Below are 1824 nucleotides of genomic sequence, written 5' to 3'. Positions count from 1 at the left end.
TATATGGCAATTTTGCAGTCGATACTTTGTCGAATAAATCACCCATTCTGAATTCCTGCCATTCCAATGTATCAAAATTCTGAAGCGCAAGCTTCTCTCTTTCCGTAAGCGTAGCGTCGGAAAGTCCGCTTACCGTCAGGTAAGCGGAAAGTTCGCATATACGCTCCTCTTCGAGTTCGCGTATAAAGCTCTCCATAAAATCAAAGTCAATTTCGTTGTTTGAAGTTGTAGGCAAAGAGATTATCGTTGAATTCATTGCATCTCGATTGAACTTATGTGCATAATCATAACCTGCATTTGAAGTTGCGACTCTGCAAGCTGAAATTATGTATAAAGCAATCGACTGATTGAACGGCAAAAACTTCGGTACTAAATGCTGAATGTGCTGATAGCCGATAAAATCATCTTTCTGATAATACATAGTATCCGCACCAAGCGTTGTGTCAGAACAGCTGATAGAATTTCCTGAGTTATTTGCTTCAAGATTTGAAAAACCCATTACGCCATTATCTGTTGAAGAGTTTGATACCAATGCTACAGTTCCATTTTCAGACATAATCTGTTCATTTGTGAGTTTGTACCATTTTGTTGGATTTATCTCAAACAAATCCCCAAGCCTGTATTCGCCCCACTTGACCGCCTGCAATTTTTCGCCAAGCGGGGCATCTATTTTCCCAGGCTTTTTTCCTCAGCTTCTCCGTCTGTTCCGTTTGCTTGATTTTTCAAAAGGTTGGAAACTTCCCATGCAAGATAATCGGCAACAGTTTTCTTGAAGTCCTGCAAAGTCGGCTTTGTGTCTACTGGCGCGCTCTGGTTCCAGTCCGCTCCATTTTCCGGGTCAATCGTACTTTCGTAATACTCTTTTTCTGTAAAAATCTTCAACTTGCTCTTTCCGAATCGAACAAGGTTCACCACTTCATCGTATCGTTCCTTTGCGTTGTCTGTATCACGAAGATTAATGCTTGCTTTTTTGCGGTTTGTTCTTGTGTAGCCGTCATTGGAAAAATCAATGAACTTTACTATTTCGTCTTTCTGGTGTGCTTCCCCAACTCGGAATACATAAATATTTGTCTGAACACTCGATTTTCCAACAAAAAGGTCAATCGGCATTTTTATACTTGCAAGAAGCGTAGAATGTTTCAGAATCTTCTTGTTATATTCAACTGCCTTTCCGCTTCCTGCACTGTTCTGAATAATGATTGCGGCATATCCTTTTTCCATCATAGAAAGGGCTTTTTCAACGAAAATCATACCGTTTCCGCTTGCAGAATACGGCGGATTCAAAACAAAGGCAGTCGCAGGGAATTTTTCGCTTGTTCGCACAAAACCATAATTTCCGTTAAAATCTGTGAGCGAGTTTTTGTTCAAGATATTACTGCTTCCATCTCCCATCAGAATCATATTGAGGATAGCAAGCATATAAATTGACGGTAAGATTTCCAATCCTAAAAGTTGATTTGCCTTTATGAACGCTTCTTTTTTCTTGAATTCGTCCGGACTTTTGAGGCTAGATTTTGCATCATCAATCATAATGTTCATTGCAGCAACTAGAAGACCTGCCGAACCCGTGGCAAAATCCCAGACATAGCTGTCTTTGTTGACTCTGGCAAGTCGTGCCAAAAATGTTGCTACATAGCTAGGAGTCAAAACAACATCGTTGAGTTTGTCCTGTGAAAAACCGAGCCAGTTGTACATTTCATTGAAGAGTCTTCCCGTAAAATCTGTGGTCAAGCCGATTTTGTAATAAATTCCCAAGTCATCAACAATCTTAGTAAAAACCCGCTTTAACTGACTTTCGTTGTTTTCAACTTTGTTTATATTTGC

At 39.9% G+C, this 1824-nt stretch carries 2 protein-coding genes; both read right to left on the bottom strand.

Annotated features, from left to right (window positions below):
• The coding region (locus ACKI5B_RS07145) for a restriction endonuclease subunit S (protein WP_407427242.1) at positions 1-646 on the bottom strand (646 nt) is incomplete at its 3' end.
• Positions 647-666: 20 nt separating this feature from the next.
• Positions 667-1824 (bottom strand): HsdM family class I SAM-dependent methyltransferase (locus tag ACKI5B_RS07140; protein ID WP_407427240.1); only part of this gene is annotated, 1158 nt, incomplete at its 5' end.

Source organism: Treponema sp. (genome assembly GCF_045657965.1).
In the GTDB taxonomy this organism is placed as follows: domain Bacteria; phylum Spirochaetota; class Spirochaetia; order Treponematales; family Treponemataceae; genus Treponema_D.
Note: the sequence above shows the minus strand (reverse complement) of the source record. Positions and strands in the feature narration are given on the sequence as shown.